This window comes from Streptococcus sp. 3109 (assembly GCF_013276905.1).
In the GTDB taxonomy this organism is placed as follows: Bacteria; Bacillota; Bacilli; order Lactobacillales; family Streptococcaceae; genus Streptococcus.
The window spans coordinates 1-4,819 of sequence record NZ_VMLY01000023.1 but is presented as its reverse complement, the minus strand read 5'-3'; the positions used below and the strand labels follow the sequence as shown (position 1 = coordinate 4,819).

Below are 4,819 nucleotides of genomic sequence, written 5' to 3'. Positions count from 1 at the left end.
TTTGTATGATGGATCTGGTACGAAGGTCACAAGACCTGTTGTTGGTTCAATTGTGTATGTTCCTTCATTTGCAATTGTAACACTAGTAGTTGGTTGCATCGTTGATGGATCAAGCAACTGACGTGTTGCAATCGTTACTGATGGATCTGATGTTTCAAATTCTGGAGTTCCACTTTGAGTAGCCCCTTGAATACCAGTCGATGTAGCATCTTCAGATGTCATGGTCACAGCTGTTACCGTTGGAGTGTAAGTCGTTGTTGTCGCTGTTCCGTTGTCATCCTTCACTTGAACTGTTACTGGAGTTGCCTTTCCTACGAAACTTGAAAGAGGTTGGAAGGTGATGGTGTTGGTGTCTTTGTTTAGACTATAGGTACCTTGATTGGCCACTGTGACAGTTGTAGTTTCTGCTCCATTGGCATCAAGAAGCGTTACCGTTCCTTTATCTAGATCGACAGACTTCTCAACAGTTTCAACCAGAGCACTACCTTTAGTAAAGTTCACAGTGCTAGCGTCTGTATCTGCAGTGTCATACTTAATAACTGAAGTCTGGGCTTGTCCTTGCGGCCCAGTTGTCTTAGAAGCTTCAGAGCTTGGAGTTACTGGAATAACTGTTGGGGTGTAGGTAGCTGTCGCAGTTGCAGTGAGTGGGTTGCCAGTAGTATCATTAGCAAATGTTACTGTCAAACGTACTGTAACTGCTGGTGCTTCCCCTGTAAAGTCTTTTTCAGGAGTGAAAGTGACCAATCCTGTATCTTTATCAATCTTGTAAGTACCTATTGTCTTACCATCTTTTGTAGCCGTTACAGAGCCATCTATCGCTCCTTCAAGGCTATAGAGTTTTGTTCCCTGATCAATCTCTGTCTCTTTCTCAGTCTCAGTTTCGGTATCTGTTTTAAACTCAAATGTTGGGTTACCTGATTGTGGACGTCCTTGAATAGCCAATGATTTCGTAGGTTGACCCTCTATATCCAGAGGAGTAACAGTAATAGTGTAGACTGTTCTTGCCGTGGATGTGTTTGCACCATGATCTGTCCCTGCTGTTGTCTCACCAACGTTTGTCTCATCAACTAGGTTAGTATTACTATCCATAACATCTACTGTAACCGTATAAACACCAACTTCTGTCAATTTTAAGCTTGTTGCATCTGGGTAATTATGAGCATCACCAGTCTTTGTGTAAGATGCAACCACCCCACCATTTGGATCAGTTACTGTAATAGTTGTTATCTTGGTATTGTGACTAGTCTTGAAAGTTTTCTCAGCATCACTTGTAGATGGAAGTGAGTCATCTTCTGCATCAGCTACTGTCACATGAGCATTAGTTGTTACCGTACTTACTCCGTCCAAACTGCGATCTACTAAGTCTACAGTTGTATTCATCTTAGTTGTATAAGAAGTCGAAGTAACAGTTGGTTTTCTATTGATAATCGTAGCTTCGTCCGTTGATTCTGCTGTAGTAGCCTTAACCACACCAGAAAATCCTGATGAAGTAGATACTTCCCAATGATCAGCATCTGTCTTTCTAGCTGTCACTACTGACTGATCCGATGACGACCATGTGTTCGTAGCTTTATCGTAAGAAACTGTTACATAGGTTCCATTCCCAACTCTTGTAGCTAAGGTATTTTCTCTCGCATAAACTGTTTCTTTACGAGTCACATCATTAACTGCTGTAACCTTTCCTGTAGCATCATAACTACGGTTATAGGCATAAATATAGAACTTGATAGAGCCATCCGCTTGCACAGAGGTGTAAACTTCTCTATTCGTTACATCATAAGTACCATCTCTGTGATCGGTTCTAACAGTCGCATATTCAGCTGGTAGTTCCCAACGTCCACTTGTTTTATTCAAGGTTGCAACATGTGACGAGTTATCATTATCTTGGAGTGTGACAGATGAACGCATCAAGGATGCTGTAACAGCTTCTGTTTTAGCATAAACAGATATCTTATTTACACCAGCTGTTGCTGTCATTTCACTTGTAACTTTTAATTTAAATTGTTCACCAACTGTTCCGACTAATTCACCAGCTGTCACTGCTGTATTTGTAGTTCCCTCCGCGGCAACATACCACTTGCCTTCTCTATTTTCAAGTGCTGTGACACTTCCATCAGGCATGGTTACCTTGGCATAGGTAGCTCCTTTAGAGATAGTCACTGGGACTTCTGTTCCATATGCAGCAATGTTGAGGACATCAATTTTCGGTGCTACCTTAACTGTGATACCTGCATGGGTTTCTTGCCCCTGGGTTGTCCAACCATTTGCACCTGTTGGCTGGTTCCAGTCCTTAGCATAGGCTGTAACATAATAAATACCAGCTTCCGTTGGAGTCCCACTAATCAAGGCCTTCCCTGTATAACCCGTAGTCACACCGTCAGGACTAGTTAAGGGTTTACTACCATCTAGTGCATAGGTCAATCCCGGAATCTCTGTATCCACGGCACGAGCTGTTCCAGTAGCTGTCACAATATTACCCGAGATTCCTGTAGTACTTGGTCCGTATTGATTACGGACTGTAACATTCGTCCCATCTGCTAGCGTATAGCTAACATTAGCACCGCCAGACATAGCACGAGAACCTGAAGTATCTGAGTAGTGGATATCAATACTATTTGTAGAGTGACCTTGTTCATTGGTAAAGCTACTTTTACCAACCTTTCCTTCAAAGACCTCTCCATTGGTTCCAATGTTTGGTGGAGTTGTATCTTGCCAACCAATCCAACCCCCACGAAGATTTCGGTACACTGCACGTACAGTAGCATTGGTCTGTTTATTGGTATAGGTCACATACATCCGCGTATCATATACCCCATTTGCCAGACCATCTGTCACAATCTTCCCCTGAATAGTATCTGTAGCTGCATTATAGGTTAAACCTGTTGGTAAGTTTGTCGGCTCTACCTTTGAAACCTCCCAGCCAGCTTTGGCTGCTTTCTCTGTCACACTAAATCGTCCCTTGATTTTTTCGATATAAACACGGTCAGTACCTTGTTCATAGACATAGTGATAGATGTGGGTTGCAAGGTATTCATATCCTCCTCCTGCACCAAAAACTACATTATTACCTGTTGAAATTGTTGACCCATCTGCACGGAGTTTTCCTTTCCAGAGGGGAGCTTCTGCAGCCAAGGCTTCTGCTTGTTCCTTGGTTAGAGGAAAATCCATTCGACCTTTATTATTATTTCCTTGACCTGAGTTGCCAGGATTCGTGTCGGTACCTGTCCGTTGGTGAGAGCACACGACTGCTTCCAGAGTCGTAATATCTCCACTGATTCTATCCGTTGAGACATCTCCTCTTGTAGCGGCAGTTGCACCAAAGGTATAGATATCCTTACCTGTTGCAGAGGCTTCTGTTATAGCTGTTGAAACTATCTTATAAGTGCCATCCCCCTGCGGAATGGATATATAATCTTTGGCATTTGGTTGTGCAATTACACCACCGGCAGGAGGCGTATCAGCCAAGGAAACAGAAAATTCTTCTTTGCCTGTTTTACGGAGAGTAACATATACAGCTTCAATAGATGACTTCAGTTCTGCCATCGATTGGTTAAGGGCTTGGGCACTCGCATCACCATTTGCTAAAGCAGCCTTTGCTTCTGTAATTTTAGCAGCATTGCTGGCTATGGCAGCTCTAATAGCACTCTTGACATCTTCAGAAAGGCTTGAATCATTTGCTTCTTTTTCCAAAAAACTATTTGCTAAACGATTGGTTACATCCGCCTCTGACACTCGCTTTTCTAACTCTACTTTTTCAGATGATTGATTTGTTTCTGCTGTATCGACTTGATTAGCTTGTGCTTGACTAGATGCCTCTGCGATTACAGTAATAGCATTTGTTAGGGCTTGGACTTGCTGAGCGACCTCTTCTTGACTTGGTTTAGCTTCTAAAACTGCTTGCGCACTTGTCAATGTTTGATTAGCAAAGTCAAGAGCTAGACTGTCTGTCCCCTTAGTAGCCGACTGGATTGCAGTACGTAAGGTCAAAATTTTCGATTGTAGTTCCGTCTTATCTGCAACTGTTTCTGTAGAGGATTCAGTTGCCGCTGCTTCGGTATTCTCATCGCTAGCTTGGGATGAGGCAGTATCTTCACCGCCGTCCCTAGTTAGGACTGGTTTTGCGTCATAAGTAGTGGATTTAGATGAGTTAGCACCTTGATTAGCACCCTCATCGCCTATGGTCGGTGTTGGAGTAGCTGTTGAAGATAGTTCATTAACTCCTTCTACTTCTGTTGCTGATACCGCACCAGCTCCAAGAAACATCAAACCAGCCGCAATTGCCACTGATGCTGCCCCAAAACTATACTTACGAATACCATATCGAAGGTATCTTTCAGTTCTAAAATCTTGTTGACCTCTCTTCATGAGATTCAACCTCCTTGATTTATTTTATTCGTGTTGATTTAAAGCATTAGGGCAAATAAAAAGCCCCCCCCTTAAATTTTTTAGTAATATTAAGAGAAGAACATCTTAAAAAAGATTGCTATATGATTGTAAACACTTTAACTGATTATAACATTTAAATTTATAGCATTCAAGTATTATAACTGATAATTATTGAGTTTGAATGAGTATTTTTTAATTTTATTAGAGATTTTTCTATTTTTCATTAACGATGATCAATGCTTTAGTATAAAACCAATTTAAATACGCTTAAAGAGTATTGTATTGAAACACGTGACTCTAAGAATAACAGCAGTAACTTAAATTTATACTCTTCGAAAATCTCTTCAAACCACGTCAGCTTCACCTTGCCGTACTCAAGTACAGCCTGCGGCTAGCTTCCTAGTTTGCTCTTTGATTTTCATTGAGTATCAAA

Annotated in this window: 1 protein-coding gene; it reads right to left on the bottom strand. The window is 41.6% G+C overall.

Annotated elements, in window-relative coordinates:
* Nucleotides 1-4,365: YSIRK-type signal peptide-containing protein (locus HT698_RS09565; protein ID WP_173249616.1), on the bottom strand; the 4,365-nt coding region annotated here is incomplete at its 3' end.
* Nucleotides 4,366-4,819 lie beyond the last annotated feature (454 nt).